General features: G+C 54.3%; 1 protein-coding gene. It reads left to right on the top strand.

Annotated elements, in window-relative coordinates; all coding sequences use genetic code 11:
- The first annotated feature begins 61 nt into the window (after nucleotides 1-61).
- A complete protein-coding gene (locus RAC65_RS22240) occupies nucleotides 62-1603 on the top strand; it encodes a conjugal transfer nickase/helicase domain-containing protein (protein ID WP_375097318.1) in 1542 nt (513 codons plus the stop codon).
- Nucleotides 1604-1659: the final 56 nt, after the last annotated feature.

Here is a 1659-nt window from a genome sequence, read left to right as displayed (position 1 = left end):
TCGCCCCGTCTCTTAGCGTTACGTCATTTCAGATAAAGAGCGGGTGTCGATGGAGCGGGTGATGAAGTGGCTGACGGGGCGGGGAAACAACAGGCCTGCAGAGCAGCCGGCGGATACGGTCGTCAGAGAGGTGGCGTTTCGCCCGGTTCTGGATGGCAGTACGCTTTTGCAGACGGAGGAGCGCCGCAGGTTTGTCAGAATGCTGGCAGATAACAGCCCGCTTTCACAGTCCGTCACCGATGCGTGGTGGCTGAAGCCTGCGCAGACGATGCTTGAGCGTGTGCAGGACTGCCCGGCCGCATGGAACGGTGCCTATTCGTCACCGGGGGGATTTGGTGACCTGAGCCTCGGCGTGGCAGTGCGGGCAGTCAGGCTCGTCAGGGGAATGATGCTGCCGCCCGGCGCCACACCTGAAGAGCAGTCGGCACAGGCTCCGGGCTGGGTCTGTGCGGTATTCTGGGCAGGCCTGTTCCATCATCTGCCCTGGCTGACGCAGGTGGAAGGCGCGACGCAGTCCGGAAAAATCTGGTATCCGGGGCTGCACACGCCGGACAGTCCGTGGCGGGTCCGGCCCGTAAAGACTGCCCGGGCTCCGGCCCTGACAGGTCAGTACATGGCGGCAAAGCTGCTGCCTGAGACCGGCATGCTGTGGCTTCACCAGTGGCCGGAAGCGTCACGCTGTCTTCTTCAGTTTCTGTCGGGTGAGCGTGGCGGTGTGCTTTACAGCATCATCATGCAGGCGCGGGAGGGGGCGGGGGCGGGTCTGGAAATGAGTGGCCTTTCAGATATTACTGGCACGTCTTCTGTAAACCCGACGACGGAAATGCAACATGCTGATAATCCCCCAAATTTAGCAGATAACGCACCTGTTCTTTTGTCGAGTCACATCAATTCAGCAAATGTTTCAGAGCAAATTGAAAGCGAAGCGGTAACGTATACTCCCTCACAGGCAGCCGGAGAGGAGGCAGCTCCCGGAACAGAAATACCAGAGTTACCGGTACTGAGCTCCGCACTGCAGTCTGCCCTCAGCGGGCGCGAAGACACTGAGTATGGTTCAGAGGGTGAAAATGAAAAGGAAGGTTCAGAAATTAAACAGGAAGTGGATTTACTTTCGGTACTGGACCTGATGGCTAAAGGGGAGGCACCCGCTTTACCAGCCGGACAATCTGCTGAGTTAACGAAGCAGGAGCAAACGGAAGACGGGAAGCCGGCGGGCGACAGTGAACCCTCTGAGGGCAACGTTTTTCTGGACTGGCTGCGGGAGAGCGTGGAGGCAGGAAAAGTTACCGTCAATGAGTCCGACAGTCTTCTGCATGTACTGTCCGGTTTTATTTTTATGATATCGCCCGATGTGTTTTTCAGGTTTATTTCCTCGCAGGCAGATAATAAATACGAAAAAAACAAGCTGCAGAGAAACTTTGAATCACTGGGCCTTCATCACTCACGAAATGGTAAGGGTCTTTACTCTTATCATAAATATGACTCGCCGGATAAACGCGGTCAGTTCACCAAACTGTCGGGCTACATGATTAAGTCTGACATTATTTTAAAGAAAGGACGTTGTCTTTCAGACAGCAAATGGCTCTTTCCCAAAAAAGAGTAATTACAGGGTTAATAAAATACGAGGTTACCATGTCTGATAACATAACATTCGATGAA

The organism is Pantoea sp. BS_8 (genome assembly GCF_041954965.1).
Taxonomy (GTDB): domain Bacteria; phylum Pseudomonadota; class Gammaproteobacteria; order Enterobacterales; family Enterobacteriaceae; genus Pantoea; species Pantoea stewartii.
This window is presented reverse-complemented; position numbering and strand designations above follow the sequence as displayed.